Raw genomic sequence first — 14,803 nt, forward strand, 5'->3', positions numbered from 1 at the left:
ACTGGCTCCCCGTTTTCTCTGATGCACCACCTCAGATCTGGAAATCGATGGCCGCCTCGCTGCCCATGGCGCGGGCCTGAATGTCCGCCAGCGCCAGCTCCGGGTTGCAGAGCTGGATGAACTGCCAGGCGAAGTTGTGCTGGAACTGCCCCTGCTTGAGACCAATCCAGGCGGTGTGGGGCGCGAACAACCGGCTGCCATCCAGCTGCACCAGCCCCTTGTCGCGCTGGGTGTCGAACGCCATGTCCGCCAGTATGCCCACCCCCATCTCCAGCTCGACATAGGTCTTGATGACGTCGGAGTCCTGCGCGGTCAGCAGGATCTGCGGGGCGATGCCGGCCTCGGCAAACGCCTCGTCCACCCGCGCCCGCCCGGTCAGGCCGGCCTGATAGGTGATGATGGGCCAGTGCGCCAGCGCCGCCAGGGTCAGCTCCCGCTCGGCGGTGAGCGGATGCTGCTCCGGCACCACTATGTTGTGGTGCCAGCGGTAGTAGGGAAAGGCCACCACCCCTTCGCTCTTGTCGAGCTGCTCGCTGCTGATGCCGATGTCCACCTCGCCGGTCTGCACCAGCCGCACTATCTCCTCCGGGCTGCCCTGGCGCAGCTCCAGCTGCACCAGCGGGAACTGTTCGCGAAACGCCTTCACCACTCGTGGCAGGGCATAGCGGGCCTGGGTATGGGTGGTCGCCACCAGCAGCCGGCCCGACTCGCGGTTGGCGAAGGTGCTGGCCAGCTTGCGGATGTTGTTGGCGTCGTTGAGGATGCGCTCGGCGATCACCAGCAGCTCCTTGCCCGGCTCGGTCATGCCGAGCAGCCGCTTGCCGTAGCGGATGAACAACTCGATCCCCAGCTCCTCTTCCAGCTCGCGGATATGGCGGCTGACCCCGGACTGGGAGGTAAACAGGGCATTGGCCACCTCGGTCAGGTTGTAATCCCGCCGTGCCGCCTCCCGGATAATTCGCAACTGCTGAAAATTCACGTCATCGCCTCCTGCGCTGACCGGCCGGTCGGGGCCTTCCCCGCCGCCTTGTTGTTATCTTGTCTGGCCGCCCGAGCCTGAACTCTGAGCACCATACTGACCCTGTTGTACCCCAGGCGGGCAGACCCCGCCATGGTCACGCTGCTTGCCTGCGCGGCCCTTCAGGGGCCTGCCCCTCAAATCTGGTAATCCGGGTAGAGCTGGGCCTGCTTGGCCACCAGCCGCACCCCCTGGCCCGGGCTGAAGGCGCGGGCCGCCTCCTTGCTCAGCTCGGCTTCGAAGTGTGCACCGTTTGTATCCTCATTGCCACGCAGTTCCACCCGGATGCGTGGCCCCATGGGCAGCAGGCGGGTGATGGTGGCGCTGATGCCGCCCGGCGCATCCGCCGGCAGTATCTCCAGCTCGTGGGGCCGCACATAGGCGACGGCCGCGCTGCCCTCCGCCAGCTGGGAGCTGATGGGCCCGCCCAGCAGCTGCTCGCCGATACCGAGCCCCTGCCCGGCCACCCGGCCGCGAAACAGGTTCACGCTGCCGAGGAAGCTGTGCACGAAGGAGCTGGCGGGCTGGTCGTAGACCTCGGCCGGGGTGCCGATCTGCTCGACCTTGCCGGCATTCATCAGCACCACCCGGTCCGCCACCTCCAGCGCCTCCTCCTGATCGTGGGTGACGAACAGGCTGGTGACATGCAGCTCGTCGTGCAGCTCCCGCAGCCAGCGGCGCAGCTCCTTGCGCACCTGGGCGTCGAGGGCGCCGAACGGCTCGTCCAGCAGCAGCACCTTGGGCTGCACCGCCAGCGCGCGGGCCAGCGCGACCCGCTGACGCTGACCGCCGGAGAGCTGGGTCGGGTAGCGCGCGGCCACGTGGCTGAGCTGCACCAGATCCAGCAGCTCCTTGACCCGGGCGCGGATCGCCGCCTCGGCCGGTCGCTCGCTGCGCGGCTTGACCCTAAGGCCAAACGCCACGTTCTCGAACACCGTCATGTGGTGAAACAGGGCGTAGTGCTGGAATACGAAACCGACGTTGCGTTCGCGCACGTGCAGATCCGAGGCATCCTCGCCGCGGATGATCACGCTGCCGCTGTCGGCCTGCTCCAGCCCGGCGATGATCCGCAGCAGGGTGGTCTTGCCGCAGCCGGAAGGGCCGAGCAGCGCCACCAGCTCACCGTCGTGAAAGTCGAGGTTGATGTCGGCCAGCGCCGCGTACTGGTTGAAATGCTTGTTGAGTCCTTGTACCTGAATGCTCATGGCAGCCTCTTGAATTCGGTGATCAGTGAGAGTGAGTGGGCTGGGCACGCAGCCGGGCCAGCAGGGTTTCCCCTAGCAGGGTGAAGATCCCGAACAGGGCCAACAGGCTGGCTACCGCGAAGGCGGCGCCGGTCTGGTACTCGTTGTAGAGGATCTCGATGTGCAGCGGCAGGGTGTTGGTCTGGCCACGAATGTGGCCGGAGACCACCGACACGGCGCCAAACTCCCCGACCGCGCGGGCGGTACAGAGCAGCAGGCCGTACATCAGGCTCCAGCGGATGCCAGGTAGAGTGACCCGCCAGAACATCTGCAGGCCGCTCGCCCCCAGCATGATGGCCGCCTCTTCCTCTTCCGGGCCGCGCGCCTCCATCTGGGGCAGCAACTCGCGCACCACGAAGGGCACGGTGATGAAGGTGGTGGCCAGGATGATGCCTGGAGTGGCGAAGATCACCTTGATGTCGTGCTCGCTCAGCCATTCGCCGAACCAGCCGCGGCTGCCGAACATCAGCACGAACATCAGCCCTGCGATCACCGGTGACACCGAGAACGGCAGATCGATGATGGTGATCAGCAGCTGCCGGCCCGGGAAGCGGAAGCGGGCGATGGCCCAGGCTGCGGCGACCCCGAACAGCAGGTTGAGGGGCACCGAGCAGAGGGTCACCAGGGCGGTGAGGCCGAGGGCACTGAGGGCGTCCGGCTCACTGATGGCGTGCCAGAAGAAGGCTAAACCAGGGCTCAGCGCCTGGATGAAGACGGTGGCCAGCGGCAGCAGCAGCAGGGCGGCAAACCAGCCGAGGCCGACCGTGATCAGCAACCATTTGACCCAGACCGGCTCGCGGATGACGGGTGGCTGGCGCACCGAGGTGGTCGGCGCCGCCTCGCCCGTTGCCAGCGCCAGGCTTGCGTTGGATGCGTTCATATCCGGCTCCCTCCGATACGGGCCCAGCTCCAGGCCTGCAACTTGTTGATAAGCAGTAACAAAATGAAAGAGATCAGCAGCATGACCACGGCGATGGCGGAGGCGCCAGCGTAGTCGTACTCCTCCAGGTGGCTCATGATCATCAGCGGCGCAATTTCCGACACCATCGGCAGGTTGCCGGCGATGAAGATGACGGAGCCGTACTCCCCTACCGCCCGCGCGAAGGCCAGGGCAAAGCCGGTCAGCAGGGCAGGTACCAGGGTCGGCCACAGCACCCGGATGAAGGTCTGCCAGCGATCGGCGCCCAGGCTGGCGGCGGCCTCCTCCTGCTCGGTCTCGGCTTCCCGCAGCACCGGCTGCAGGGTGCGCACCACGAACGGCAGCCCGATGAAGGTGAGCGCAATAACCACACCGATGGGGTTGTAGGCAAGCTCGATGCCAAACGGGGCGACCCACTGCCCGATCCAGCCATTGGGGGCGAAGATGGCGCACAGGGCGATGCCGGAGACGGCGGTGGGCATGGCGAACGGCAGGTCGATCAGGGCATCCACCAGTCGACGGCCGGGGAAGGTGTAGCGCACCAGCACCCAGGCCAGGATCAGGCCGAACAGGGCGTTGAGCAGCGCCGCCACCAGGGCGGCCCCGAAGCTCAGACGAAAGGAGGCGAGCACCCGGGGGGAACCTATCACCTGCCAGAACTCGGCCAGGGTCAGATTGTTCACCGCGAACAGCACCAGCGCCGAAAGTGGCAGCAGCACCAGCACGCCCAGATAGAGCAGGCTGAAGCCGAGGGTCGGGCCGAAGCCCGGCAGCACGGAGTAAGAACCAAATCGCATAACGCATCCGTTTGTTATGAAAAACATTAGATAGAGCGATTCTGCGCATTCCTGTTTGGGGCAACAAACACCAATAACGCCTTTGCTAAGCACTTTTTTGTCTAACAGCGGCGGACAAGGCTTTTAGAGCCATAAAATGAAAAAAAGGTCTTTTATATAAATAAAAGACCTAAAAATGGAGCGTCGTGCAATGTACCAAGCTATCCAAATCAGACTGTCGTGGTGTCGGGTGCCTGCCCTCCTTCTCTGTTCCAAACCTGTGTGATCAACGCTCGCGGCTCAGCGAAAACTCAAAGCCGCCCGCCGCTCCCACACCGCCGGCGTCGGCTCCACCACCATCACGGCCCGCCGATAGAGGGTGCCGAGCAGGTTGAGCCCCTGGTTCCACTCACCGTGGCCAGACTGGGCATTGATGTGGCCCACCTCGCCGGCATCGAACAGCGGCACCTGCCACTGGCGGCTCCAGTACTCGGCCCGCTCAAAGCTCATCCAGGGATCGTTGCGGCTGGCCACCAGCTGGGCCGACACCTTGAGCGACCCTGCCAGCAGCTCGTCTGGCAAGCCGAAGCGGGCCGGATCCGCCGGGGCCACGATGAACAGCGAGGCCACCTTGTCGGGCTGCTGGCGCGCCGCCGTGATGGCCGCCAGCGCCCCGAAGGAGTGAGCCACCAGGTGAGCCCGGCCGCGCCGGCTGCGCAGCTTGCTCGCCAGCTTGGCGCTCCAGACCGTGAGGTCAGGCCGATCCCACGGCAACCCCACCATCCGCTGCCAGTGGGGGAAGTATTGGTGCCAGCGGCTCTGCCAGTGATCCGGCCCACTGTTGTGCAGACCGGGAACCAGGAGGATCTTGTTCATCTTGGTGCTCCTATCAGCTGGCACAGGGGCCAGTTAAGTTGGCGATGGCCGGCCGCTTAGCGACCCGGCTGGTAGATCTGGTCAAACAGGGCGCCCTGGGCGAAGTGCTTCTTTTGCGCCTTGTCCCAATCCCCTTCCAGATCCTTGACGGTGAACAGCGCCAGTTGCGGGAACTGGGCCGCAGTCTCCTTCTGGATCGCCGGGTTGCTGGGGCGATAGTGATATTTGGCGATGATGCGCTGCCCCTCGTCGGAGTAGAGGTAGTCGAGGTAAGCCTTGGCGACCGCCTCGGTACCGTGCTTCTTGGCCACCTTGTCCACCACCGCCACCGGCGGCTCGGCCAGGATGGAGACCGACGGCACCACCAGCTCGAACTTGTCGCTATTGCCGGGCTGACCGAGCACCAGCAGGGCTTCGTTCTCCCAGGCCAGCAGCACGTCGCCGAGGCCGCGCTCGATGAAACTGGTGGTGGCGCCGCGGGCGCCGGAGTCCAGCACCTTCACGTTCTTGTAGAGATCGCCGACGAACTGCTTGGCCCCCTCCTCGCTGCCGCTCTTCTTCAGGGCATAGCCCCAGGCAGCCAAATAGTTCCAGCGCGCCCCGCCGGAGGTCTTGGGGTTGGGAGTGACGATGGCCACGTCCTTGCGCACCAGATCATCCCAATCCTTGATCTGCTTGGGATTGTCCTTGCGCACCAGGAACACGATGGTGGAGGTGTAGGGCGCCGCATTGTTGGCCAGCCGGCTCTGCCAGTCGGCGGCGGTCAGCCCCTGCTTGGCCACGGCATCGACGTCGTAGGCCAGCGCCAGCGACACCACGTCCGCCTCCAGCCCGTCCACCACGGCGCGCGCCTGCTTGCCGGAGCCGCCATGAGACTGGCTGACCACCACGTCGTCGCCGGTCTTCGCCTTCCATTCCTTGGCGAAGGCGCCGTTGTACTCCTGGAACAGTTCGCGGGTCGGATCGTAGGAGACGTTGAGCAGGCGGATCTCGGCGGCATTGGCCTGACCGAGGGCCAGCAGGGAGAGCAGGGTCAGGGCGGTCATTCGCAGTTTCATGGGGATACTCCATATCTCGTTGGGTTGAATGCAGCATGCCGCGGGCTTGTTATGCCGAGAACCAAGAAATAACGCTTTGCTTATCTCATTTGCTCATATCAGGAGGCCATAGGCGCCATTCGCGCACTCTGTGAGCCAGGCCGCGCTGGCCCGGTGCCGGCTGTGCCATCATGGAAACAAGGCAGGCAGATGACGAAAAGGAAGTCGTTATGTGGATCAATGCAGAACCCGTCAATGGCGCCCTGGTGTCGCTGGCCATCGGCCTCATCATCGGACTGGAGCGCGGCTGGCAGGTGCGCCAGCTGGGGGACAACCAACGCATCGCCGGGATGCGGACCTACGGCCTCATCGGCCTGCTCGGCGGGGTCTGCGCCCTGCTGCTGCCCACCCTCGGCCCCTGGTTGCCGCTGCTCGGCCTGCTGGCGGTGGTGACGGGTTGCGGCCTCTCGGTCTGGCTGGCCCAGCGCTGGCAGGGGGAGTTCGGTCTCACCAGCTCGGTGGCCATGCTGCTCACCTATCTGCTGGGGCTGATGTCGGTGCTGCTGAGCCCGAGCGAGGCGGTGGCCTGCGCCGTGCTGGCGGCCCTCTTGATGGGGCTCAAGGGCAAGATCCAGCAGGGGATGCTGTTTCTGAGCGAGACCGAATTTCACGCCACCCTGCGCTTTCTGCTCATCTCGCTGGTGCTGTTGCCGGTGCTGCCCAACGAGGAGATGGGGCCGCTCGATGCCTTCAACCCCTTCAAGATCTGGCTGATGGTGGTGGTGATCGCCGGCATTTCGTTCTGCGGCCACTTCGCGGTACGCCTGCTCGGCACCCGCGCCGGGCTGGTGCTCACCAGCATACTGGCGGGGCTCGCCTCCTCCACCGCCCTCACCCTGCAGTTTGCCCGCCTCAACAAGGAGCAGGGAGGGCTGGAGCGGCTGCTGGCCACCGGCATCCTGCTGGCGGGGGCCACCATGTGGCTGCGGCTGCTGGTGCTGGTACTGCTCATTCACAGCGAGCTGGCGATGCGCCTGGCGGCGCCCCTGCTGCTGCTGGCGGCTACCGTCTACGGCTTTGCCTTCTGGTTCTGGCGCCAACGCGAGGAGCTGCCCGACGGCCCGGTGCAACCGGAAACCAACAACCCGCTCGATCTGGCCACCGCTATCAAGTTCGGCCTGCTGCTGGCGCTGATCGGCTTTATGGCAACTCTGCTGCAAGACAAGGTAGGCAACTCCGGGGTCTACCTGCTGTCGCTGGTCTCCGGCATCACCGACGTGGACGCCATCACCTTGTCGCTCTCCCAGCTCTCCCACAAGGAGCTGGCGCTGGAGGTGGCGGCCCGCGGCATCCTGCTGGCCGGGCTGGTCAACTCGTTGGTGAAGGGGCTGCTGGCCCTGGGGATCGGCGGTCGCCGGCTGGGGCTGCGGGTGCTGCTGCCCTACTTCGTCTCGGCCCTGCTGATCCTGCCGCTGATCTGGCCCGGCGCCTGAGGTTGCAGCAAGTGACAGCCTGACGCCACCAAAGTGCTCGCGTATACTGGCTCATCTTGGCACATGAGAGGAGCTGTAGCATGGCAAGCGATTGGGACAAGGTACTGGCGGGCGGCGCCCTGGACAGCCAGAGCGAGGAGATAGCGAACGACCGGATCCGCGGTCAGGCGCTGCTGGCACAACTCAACGCCTCTCCGGCCGGTGACGAAGCCCTGCGCCAGCGCCTGTGCGGCGAGCTGTTCGGCCACTGCCCCGACTCCTGCTGGATCAGCACGCCCTTCACCTGCGAATTCGGCCGCAACATCCACATCGGCGAGAAGACCTTCTTCAACTTCAACATCACCATTCTCGACGTGGGCGAGGTGCATATAGGCAGCCATGTGCTGCTGGCCCCCAACGTGCAGATCTACACCGCCACCCACACCATGGACTATCTGGAGCGACGCAACTGGACCGCCTACAACAAGCCGGTGCGGATCGGCGATGACTGCTGGATTGGCGGCGGCGCCATCATCTGCCCCGGCGTCACCATAGGGCCGCGCTCCATCATAGGTGCCGGCGCAGTGGTCACCCGCGACATCCCGGCCGACTCGGTGGCGGTGGGCAACCCGGCGCGCGTGATCCGCAGCCTGAGCCCGGACGCCCCCCGTGGCTGGGAGCTGGCCCTGTGATCTGGCTCGCCCTGCTTCCCCTGCTGTGGACCGCCTGGCTCGGCCTGGCCGACACCAACTGGTGGCCCCTCGCCATCGTCACCACCATGAGCCTGCTGACGGTGCTGGCCTACGCCCACGACAAGCGCCAGGCCATTCGCGGTGGCTGGCGCATCCCCGAATCCCGGCTCCACCTGCTGGAACTGTTCGGTGGCTGGCCTGGCGCCCTGGTGGCCCGTCACTGGTTGCGCCACAAGACCCAGAAGGGCAGCTACCGCAGGGTGTTCTGGTTCATCGTGCTGCTGCACCTCACCCTGTGGGGACTCTGGCTCGGCCGTCCGCTCTGGCAGACGATCTGACGCGGGTCGCAGTGCTCGGTTGCCGGCCATTGCAGCCGGCAATCGGGTATGAGACAACAGAAGGCAATCAGGCTGTTTTCTCGTTTGTTCATCGGCAAGGAGTCACTCATGACCATGTGGACCGGTATCGTGCTGATCGTCTTCATCAGCGCACTGTTCGGTTTTCTCAGCAAGCGGGCCCGCTACCAGCTGGGGGATATTCGCATCACCGACCGCCTCGGCAAACAGGACGTGCTCATCAACCAGCTACAGGAGCGCATCGCCAATCTGGAGGCCATCGTCATCGAGGAGGAGAAGCGCCGCCCGTTCAAGGAGCTCTGATCCGGCAAGCCGGGCGGCAAACCGGCCAGCCCCCGGGCTGCAAGGGTTTGCCGCCGCCCCTTCCCGCGCTCACCCGCCTCCAGCAGGGCAAAAACTAAATTCACAGCAGGATCAGTCCCCTGCCATTTTCAGGCTGAATTTTCGCCAAGCTGGCCCATTCCCTGCTCCGTCATGACATCAGTCGTACGGAGAGTGACATCATGATCGCCATCAGCACCCTGCTTCCCCTCGCCTCCCTCGCCCTCAAGCTCGGCAGCAAGCTGCTCGGCGATGGCACACCACAGGCCAAGGCCGAGCCCCCCGTGCAGGAAGAGCGGCTCGCCCCCACGGTGCAGAGCCTGTTCCAGCGGCTGGGGGTCAAGGATGCCAACAGCGAGCAGAACCGCCCCGCCATCAACCACTTCATGGGGGCGCTGATGCAGACCCTGGGCCAGGAGTACTCGGGCCAGTCGCTGCCCCAGGCCATCGACGCCGCCCGCACCCAGCTGGCCGACGGCACCCAGAGCACCCGCCTCGACGCGCTGCAGAGCGAGCTCGACACCCTCAAGGGCTCCTTGGGCAACAGCGACCTCAACCTCGATCAGCTGCTCTACGCCTTCAAGCAGACCCTGCCCAACGGCAAGGGGGAAGGCGTCGGCAAGCTGCTCAATGCCAGCGCGTGAACGGGAGTGGAACCATGAACAACGGCAACCTAGTGGTTGCCGTTTTTGTCGGGCCGGATCTCATGATGTCACGCTAGGGTAGTGAAGGAGGTGGACTCAGCATTGCCTCAGCCAGCGCGGTCTGCCCGCGATCCTGCAAGGTATTGGCCGCTCCCAGGCGATCCGCAGCCTCCTTGTTCTGACCCAGTTTGAACTTGCCGACCAGCCCGGTTATCTCGATTTCGATGCCGACGACCGCCTGCACCATGGTCTCGAGATAGTCTCGCGGCGCATCCGCCATCTTCCATGGAGTCGGCTCTCCAGCCTCATGGTGACGAGTCAGATTTGCCAGCAGCCGGCGCACGAAACGGGCATCGTCGCGGATCTGGATGCGACCGTGAGCATGCACCACGCTGTAGTTCCAGGTCGGCACCTGCTGGTGATGCTCATGCTTGCTCGGATACCAGCTGGGGGAGATGTAGCCGTCGGCGGCCCTGAAGATCACCAGAACGTCGTCGCCGTCTTTCACCTCCTGCCAGAGCGGGTTGTTGCGAGCAACGTGGGCACGCAGGACGCCATGGGCCCCTTCCCCAGCATCCAGCTCGAATGGCAGATGATTGGCATCCAGTCCCCCTTCACCATGGGTGATCAGGGCCCCCAGCGGATAGGCCCGGATCAGCTGGTGCTGGGTCTCGGAGTCGGTAACGGCGAAATGGGGTGGTTGATACATAAGGGCTCCTTGAGCGAGGCATTGGCTTCCATGCAGAAGCCCATTCTTGCGCAATCGGGAGTGGCAGGCGATGGCATAGACATAAAAAAAGAGGGCCCTGGGCCCTCTTCGTTTCATTCGGCTTGGCAATCAGCCGCGCTTGGCCAGCCAGGCTTCGGCGGCGACCAGTGCGCCTTCGATCTGCTCGCGGGCAACGCCGCCTTTGGCAACCCGCTTGGCCAGGGTCGCTTCCAGCTCCAGATTGGGGTAGACATCGAACTCGATCACCGGGCTGAAGCGCTGGAACTCGCCGATAGTCAGCTCCTCCAGCGGCTTCTTCACCTGGATCGCGTAGACCACGGTCTCGCCGACGATATGGTGCGCCTCACGGAACGGAATCCCCTTGGCCACCAGATAATCCGCCAGCTCGGTGGCGTTGGCGTAGCCGCCCTGGGCCGCCGCCATGGTGCGCTCGCCATTGACCTTCAGATCGATCAGCACCAGCGCCGCCATGTCGAGGCAGTCGTGCCAGGTATCGAGGGCATCGAACAGCCCCTCTTTGTCTTCCTGCATGTCCTTGTTGTAGGCCAGCGGCAGCGCCTTGAGGCTCATCAGCATGCCCATCTGGGCGCCGACCACCCGGCCGGTCTTGCCACGGATCAGCTCCAGCGCATCCGGGTTCTTCTTCTGCGGCATCAGCGACGAGCCGGAAGTGACCGCATCGGAGAGCTCGACAAAGCCCGCCTCGCCGGTGTTGTAGAAGATGAGATCTTCGGCAAAGCGCGACAGGTGGGTCATGGAGAGGGACGCCACGTGCATCAGCTCCACCACGTGATCCCGATCGGAGACCGAATCCAGACTGTTGCGGGTGGCGCCGGCAAAGCCCATGTCGAGCGCCAGGGCTTCGCGGTCGATGGCGTAGGCGGCGCCCGCCAGCGCGCCGCAGCCGAGCGGGCTGGTGTCGAGGCGCTTGAGGGCATCCTGCAGCCGGGAGTAATCCCGCTCCAGCATCTCCACATAGGCCAGCGCCCAGTGGGCATAGGTGACCGGCTGGGCCCGCTGCAGGTGGGTGTAACCCGGCAGCACCGCAGCCTGATTGGCACGGGCGGAGGCGACCAGCCCCTGTTGCAGGGCGGTGATGGAGCCAAGCAGCTGCTCGCCCTGGGCCTTGCACCAGAGTTTCAGGTCGGTGGCGACCTGATCGTTGCGCGAGCGGCCGGTGTGCAGCTTCTTGCCCAAATCGCCGACGGCGGCGATGAGCTGGCTCTCGACCCAGGAGTGGATATCTTCGGCATCCGAGCTCAGGATCTGCTGGGGATCCTGCTGCACCGAGGTGAGCAGCACTTCCATCGCCTGCTGCAACTTGCCCTGTTCACCCTCGGTCAACACGCCCACCTTGACCAGTGCTTTGGCCCAGGCCATGGAGCCCTGAATATCCTGCTCCGCCAGCCGGTAATCGAACCGCAGCGAATCGTTGAACTGCTTGAACCGGCTATCGGCTCCCTGACTGAAGCGTCCACCCCAAAGTGCCATACTGCTCTCCTTGAATGCGTTGTCGGCGGCGCCCTAGCCACCGAGCTTGAAATCGTGCCCTGTTTTTCTGCGAGCCTGTTATCTCACAGAAGCGGCCGGGGCGCTGCCGCTCTTGTCACACCGCCGATGATGGATCAGGGGCAATGCCCTCTGCCTATAGAAGAGGGGGCCATGCCCCCTCAACGGAATCAACGGGTTATCGCGCTTGCTTAGCCGTGGGTGTGATCGCCACCGATGGCCTGGTGCTGCTCCTTCATGGCGCGGATCCGGCTCGCCAAGGTGTAGAGACGGATGAAGCCTTCGGCATGGCTCTGGTCGTACACTTCGTCGGCGCCGAAAGTGGCAAAGTCTTCGGAGTAGAGGCTGTTCGGCGACTTCTTCTGCACCGCGGTGACCTGACCCTTGTACATCTTCAGCACCACTTCACCATCGAGATCCTCGGCGATGGCGTTGGCAGAGGCGACAATGGCCTTGCACAGCGGGGTGAACCAGCGACCGTCATAGACCAGGTGGGAGAACTCGGCCCCCAGCTTTTCCCGCCAGGCGCGGGTCGGGCGATCCAGTACCAGCTCTTCCACGGCGCGCAGTGCGGCAACCATCACGGTACCGCCCGGGGTCTCGTAGCAGCCACGGGACTTCATGCCCACCATCCGGTTTTCGGTGATGTCGATGCGGCCCACGCCGTGCTTGCCGGCACGCTCGTTCAGGGTCATCAGGATCTGGTGCGGGCTGAGCGGCTGGTCGTCAACGGCCACCACTTCACCCTTGGCCACGGTCAGCTTGACGTACTCCGGCTGATCCGGTGCCTGCTCGGCCGGTACGGTCCACTGCCAGACCGCTTCGGACGGCTCGTTCCAGGTGCTCTCCAGCTCGCCACCCTCGGTGGAGATGTGCCAGGCGTTGGCGTCGCGGCTGTAGATCTTCTTCAGGGTCGCCTTGCAGGGGATGTTGCGGGTCTCCAGGTAGGCCAGCAGATCTTCCCGGGAGCGCATGTCCCACAGACGCCAGGGAGCGATCACTTTCAGCTGGGGCGCCAGCGCGGCCACCGCACCTTCGAAACGCACCTGATCGTTGCCCTTGCCGGTGCAGCCGTGGGAGATGGCATCGGCCCCTTCCGCCAGCGCCGCCTCGACCATCGCCTTGGCGATCACCGGACGGGCCATGGAGGTACCCAGCAGGTAGGTGCCCTCATAGACGGCGCCGGTCTTCAGGGTCGGGTAGACGTACTCTTTGACGAACTCTTCGCGCAGATCCTTGACGATGCACTTGGTGGCGCCGGAGGCGATGGCTTTTTGCTCGATCCCTTCCAGATCGTCACGCTCCTGACCGACGTCGGCGACGAAGGCGATGATCTCCGCATCATAGTTTTCCTTCAGCCAGGGAATGATGGCCGAGGTATCCAGTCCGCCCGAGTAAGCCAGTACGATCTTGTTGATTCCGCTCATTTACTTCTCTCCATGATGATTCGATAAAAGGGTGTTATTTGGGGTCGGTTGCCGTTATTTGTGCCCAAGCAGGGTCAGCAGCACGGCGTTCTGGATATGCATCCGGTTTTCTGCCTCGTCCATGATGAGGGAGCCAGGCCCGTCCATGACCTGAGAGGTGATCTCCAGCTCCCGGTGCGCTGGCTGGCAGTGCAGCACGTGCTGGATGCCGGTGCGGTCGAGCAGGGCCTGGTTGATCTGATAAGGCATAAAGATATCTTTTACCTGCTCCATTGGCGTGTTGTCACCCATGGAGACCCAGGTATCCGTGTAGGCCACGTCAAACCCTTCGATGGCCGCCACGTCGTCGCTGATGTGGATGGTCGCACCGGACTGGGCCGCCAGCGCCTGGGCCTGCAGGAAGACCTGGGTATCCGGGCCGTGGCCTTTCGGGCAGACCAGGGTCACGTCGGTGCCCAGGGTCGCCCCCAGCAGCAGCAGGGAGTGGCTGACGTTGTTGCCATCGCCGAGATAGGCCAGCTTCACCTTGGACAGATCGCCGTAGTGTTCGCTAATGGTCATGAAGTCGGCCAGCCCCTGGCAGGGGTGGTAGAGGTTGCACAGGCTGTTCACCACCGGCACGGAGCCGTGCTCTGCCAGCTCGACCAGAGTCTGGTGATCGAACACCCGGGCGACGATGGCATCACACCAGCGCGACAGGTTGGCGGCGAAATCCTTCACCGACTCCCGCTTGCCCAGCGCGCCGTTCTGCTGATCCAGATAGACGCTGTGGCCACCCAGCTTGGCGATGCCGATGTCGAAGGTGACCCGGGTGCGCAGGGAGGGTTTCTCGAACAGGGTCACCACGCTCTTGCCCGCCAGTGCCTGGCCGTACTTTTTCGGATCGGCCTTGACCGCTTTGCCCAGGGCAATCAGCGCCTCAATCTGGGCTTTGTTCAGATCACTGTCTTTCAGAAGGTGTTGCATCGGATGTTCCTTGTTCCGGTGGAGATCAGAGGGTGACCTGGGTGCCGACCGCGCCGCCAGCCAGCAGCTTGAGCAGCTGATCCGGGTAGCGCCAGCTGGCGACACAGACCGGTTTGCCCAGGGTCTCGGCGGCATGCAGGGCGGCTTTCACCTTGACCGCCATGCCGTCGCTGATCACCCCCTTCTCCATCAGATCCAGCGCGGTCACCTTGTCGAGCTGGGGCACCAGCTTGCCCTTGCCATCGAGGATGCCGCTCACGTCGGAGAGCATCACCAGGTCGGCGCCCAGCGCCTCGGCAATGGCGGTGGCCGCCTGATCCGCATTGACGTTCATCAGCTGCCCCTCGGCGGTGATGCCGATGGAGCTCACCACCGGCAGGAAGCCCTGAGCGAGGATCCCCGCCACCAGCGCCGGGTTACCCGGCTGGCAATCACCCACGGCGCCGAGTGCCGGGTCGAGCTGGGTCACCTGGCACAGACCGCCGTCCGCCAGACAGAGCCCCACCGCCGGGATGTCGGTGGCGATGGCCTTGGCCATCATCATCTTGTTGGCAGTCCCGGCCAGCGCGCCGGCGATGAAGGGGATCTGCTCGAACGGGGTCACCCGCAGACCGTTCTTCTTGGTGGAGGTGAGACCCAGCCCCTTGAGCAGGTCATCCACCAGGCAGCCGCCGCCGTGTACCAGCACCAGGGGTCTGTGCTGCTCGTCGAGAAAGGTCTTGAGGGTGGCGAACAGGGCGGTCAGCGCCTCGTCGTTTTCGATCAGTGCGCCGCCCAACTTGATTACCAGAGTCTGCTTGTCCATCGTTGCGATCC

The 14,803-nt window shown here is 64.5% G+C and carries 16 protein-coding genes; 5 read left to right on the plus strand and 11 right to left on the minus strand.

What is annotated here, in order from left to right; all coding sequences use genetic code 11:
• Positions 1-31: 31 nt before the first annotated feature.
• The 6 genes from cbl to OKC29_RS04595 form a co-directional block, all read right to left on the minus strand.
• Complete coding sequence (cbl, locus tag OKC29_RS04570; protein ID WP_011704576.1) at positions 32-979, minus strand: HTH-type transcriptional regulator Cbl; 948 nt, start codon at positions 977-979, stop codon at positions 32-34.
• Between the two features lie 176 nt (positions 980-1,155).
• Positions 1,156-2,223, minus strand: coding sequence for a sulfate/molybdate ABC transporter ATP-binding protein (locus OKC29_RS04575; RefSeq protein ID WP_073348824.1), 1,068 nt, complete (start codon positions 2,221-2,223; stop codon positions 1,156-1,158).
• 22 nt (positions 2,224-2,245) lie between these two features.
• The gene (gene cysW, locus OKC29_RS04580) at positions 2,246-3,142 is read right to left on the minus strand and encodes a sulfate ABC transporter permease subunit CysW (protein ID WP_017408972.1); all 897 of its coding nucleotides are present in this window, start codon (positions 3,140-3,142) and stop codon (positions 2,246-2,248) included.
• Positions 3,139-3,978 carry a sulfate ABC transporter permease subunit CysT gene (gene cysT, locus OKC29_RS04585; RefSeq protein ID WP_005308571.1) on the minus strand — a complete coding sequence of 280 codons (840 nt, stop codon included), beginning with the start codon at positions 3,976-3,978 and terminating at the stop codon, positions 3,139-3,141. Before cysT ends, cysW begins: the two co-directional genes overlap by 4 nt.
• Positions 3,979-4,257: 279 nt before the next feature.
• On the minus strand, positions 4,258-4,833 hold the full coding sequence (locus OKC29_RS04590; RefSeq protein ID WP_073348823.1) for an RBBP9/YdeN family alpha/beta hydrolase: 576 nt from the start codon (positions 4,831-4,833) through the stop codon (positions 4,258-4,260).
• Between the two features lie 56 nt (positions 4,834-4,889).
• Positions 4,890-5,891, minus strand: a complete 1,002-nt coding sequence (locus OKC29_RS04595; protein WP_073348822.1) for a sulfate ABC transporter substrate-binding protein — start codon at positions 5,889-5,891, stop codon at positions 4,890-4,892.
• 209 nt (positions 5,892-6,100) lie between these two features.
• Between OKC29_RS04595 and OKC29_RS04600 the strand changes: the two genes are divergently transcribed.
• From OKC29_RS04600 to OKC29_RS04620, 5 genes are all read left to right on the plus strand, one after another.
• Complete coding sequence (locus OKC29_RS04600; protein ID WP_073348821.1) at positions 6,101-7,363, plus strand: MgtC/SapB family protein; 1,263 nt, start codon at positions 6,101-6,103, stop codon at positions 7,361-7,363.
• 80 nt (positions 7,364-7,443) lie between these two features.
• Positions 7,444-8,034 (plus strand): sugar O-acetyltransferase, encoded by a 591-nt coding sequence (locus tag OKC29_RS04605; protein WP_016349367.1) that lies wholly within the window; start codon positions 7,444-7,446, stop codon positions 8,032-8,034.
• Positions 8,031-8,372, plus strand: coding sequence for a DUF1294 domain-containing protein (locus tag OKC29_RS04610; protein ID WP_039215378.1), 342 nt, complete (start codon positions 8,031-8,033; stop codon positions 8,370-8,372). The genes OKC29_RS04605 and OKC29_RS04610 overlap by 4 nt, the downstream gene beginning before the upstream one ends.
• Positions 8,373-8,480: 108 nt before the next feature.
• Positions 8,481-8,693, plus strand: coding sequence for a hypothetical protein (locus OKC29_RS04615; RefSeq protein ID WP_016349365.1), 213 nt, complete (start codon positions 8,481-8,483; stop codon positions 8,691-8,693).
• Between the two features lie 200 nt (positions 8,694-8,893).
• Positions 8,894-9,355 carry a hypothetical protein gene (locus tag OKC29_RS04620; RefSeq protein WP_029301914.1) on the plus strand — a complete coding sequence of 154 codons (462 nt, stop codon included), beginning with the start codon at positions 8,894-8,896 and terminating at the stop codon, positions 9,353-9,355.
• Between the two features lie 73 nt (positions 9,356-9,428).
• Here OKC29_RS04620 and OKC29_RS04625 read toward each other — a convergent pair whose 3' ends face one another.
• From OKC29_RS04625 to argB, 5 genes are all read right to left on the minus strand, one after another.
• The gene (locus OKC29_RS04625) at positions 9,429-10,064 is read right to left on the minus strand and encodes an FMN-binding negative transcriptional regulator (protein WP_073348820.1); all 636 of its coding nucleotides are present in this window, start codon (positions 10,062-10,064) and stop codon (positions 9,429-9,431) included.
• 129 nt (positions 10,065-10,193) lie between these two features.
• A complete protein-coding gene (argH, locus tag OKC29_RS04630) occupies positions 10,194-11,576 on the minus strand; it encodes an argininosuccinate lyase (RefSeq protein WP_073348819.1) in 1,383 nt (460 codons plus the stop codon).
• A 209-nt stretch (positions 11,577-11,785) separates the two neighbouring features.
• Positions 11,786-13,021, minus strand: a complete 1,236-nt coding sequence (locus tag OKC29_RS04635; protein WP_073348818.1) for an argininosuccinate synthase — start codon at positions 13,019-13,021, stop codon at positions 11,786-11,788.
• A 54-nt stretch (positions 13,022-13,075) separates the two neighbouring features.
• Positions 13,076-13,987, minus strand: coding sequence for an ornithine carbamoyltransferase (locus OKC29_RS04640; RefSeq protein ID WP_162275598.1), 912 nt, complete (start codon positions 13,985-13,987; stop codon positions 13,076-13,078).
• A 25-nt stretch (positions 13,988-14,012) separates the two neighbouring features.
• A complete protein-coding gene (gene argB, locus OKC29_RS04645) occupies positions 14,013-14,792 on the minus strand; it encodes an acetylglutamate kinase (protein WP_045529048.1) in 780 nt (259 codons plus the stop codon).
• Between the last annotated feature and the right edge of the window lie 11 nt (positions 14,793-14,803).

The sequence above is a fragment of the Aeromonas sp. QDB34 genome, assembly GCF_027705405.1.
GTDB classification, from domain to species: Bacteria; Pseudomonadota; Gammaproteobacteria; order Enterobacterales; family Aeromonadaceae; genus Aeromonas; species Aeromonas hydrophila.

Excerpts from the sequence above, each read along its gene's own strand:
- cysT (WP_005308571.1), bottom strand. The coding sequence starts at position 3,978 with ATGCGATTTGGTTCTTACTCCGTGCTGCCGGGCTTCGGCCCGACCCTC.
- OKC29_RS04605 (WP_016349367.1), top strand. The coding sequence starts at position 7,444 with ATGGCAAGCGATTGGGACAAGGTACTGGCGGGCGGCGCCCTGGACAGC.
- argB (WP_045529048.1), bottom strand. The coding sequence starts at position 14,792 with ATGGACAAGCAGACTCTGGTAATCAAGTTGGGCGGCGCACTGATCGAA.
- OKC29_RS04615 (WP_016349365.1), top strand. The coding sequence starts at position 8,481 with ATGACCATGTGGACCGGTATCGTGCTGATCGTCTTCATCAGCGCACTG.
- OKC29_RS04640 (WP_162275598.1), bottom strand. The coding sequence starts at position 13,987 with ATGCAACACCTTCTGAAAGACAGTGATCTGAACAAAGCCCAGATTGAG.
- OKC29_RS04625 (WP_073348820.1), bottom strand. The coding sequence starts at position 10,064 with ATGTATCAACCACCCCATTTCGCCGTTACCGACTCCGAGACCCAGCAC.
- argH (WP_073348819.1), bottom strand. The coding sequence starts at position 11,576 with ATGGCACTTTGGGGTGGACGCTTCAGTCAGGGAGCCGATAGCCGGTTC.
- cysW (WP_017408972.1), bottom strand. The coding sequence starts at position 3,142 with ATGAACGCATCCAACGCAAGCCTGGCGCTGGCAACGGGCGAGGCGGCG.
- OKC29_RS04600 (WP_073348821.1), top strand. The coding sequence starts at position 6,101 with ATGTGGATCAATGCAGAACCCGTCAATGGCGCCCTGGTGTCGCTGGCC.
- OKC29_RS04590 (WP_073348823.1), bottom strand. The coding sequence starts at position 4,833 with ATGAACAAGATCCTCCTGGTTCCCGGTCTGCACAACAGTGGGCCGGAT.
- OKC29_RS04635 (WP_073348818.1), bottom strand. The coding sequence starts at position 13,021 with ATGAGCGGAATCAACAAGATCGTACTGGCTTACTCGGGCGGACTGGAT.
- OKC29_RS04620 (WP_029301914.1), top strand. The coding sequence starts at position 8,894 with ATGATCGCCATCAGCACCCTGCTTCCCCTCGCCTCCCTCGCCCTCAAG.
- OKC29_RS04575 (WP_073348824.1), bottom strand. The coding sequence starts at position 2,223 with ATGAGCATTCAGGTACAAGGACTCAACAAGCATTTCAACCAGTACGCG.
- OKC29_RS04595 (WP_073348822.1), bottom strand. The coding sequence starts at position 5,891 with ATGAAACTGCGAATGACCGCCCTGACCCTGCTCTCCCTGCTGGCCCTC.